This window comes from Pseudomonas viridiflava, assembly GCF_003702045.1.
GTDB classification, from domain to species: Bacteria; Pseudomonadota; Gammaproteobacteria; order Pseudomonadales; family Pseudomonadaceae; genus Aquipseudomonas; species Aquipseudomonas viridiflava_C.
Window position 1 is genome coordinate 1 of sequence record NZ_RBTP01000071.1, and the last position, 232, is coordinate 232.

At 64.2% G+C, this 232-nt stretch carries 1 pseudogene; it reads right to left on the reverse strand.

What is annotated here, in order from left to right:
- Positions 1-232: pseudogene (locus ALP40_RS22700) on the reverse strand (phospholipase); the annotation flags it as partial.

Below are 232 nucleotides of genomic sequence, written 5' to 3' on the forward strand. Positions count from 1 at the left end.
AAGGTGCGTGGGGGGCGCGAAGGCGTTACGCGCCGTGAGCAGGTTCTCGCCGGTTTCCTTGTTCCAGGCAATGGCAAAGTTCTTATGTACGCCATACAGGGCCGGGCCGGACAGCATGCAGGAAATGTCCTGGCGCGGCGTCTTGCCCCGCGAGCCCAGGTAGGGCTCAGGCTGTGGGCCAGGAGGACGATCGAGGGCCGAGTGTGCGTCCTTGTCCCAGTATTCGTCGAGC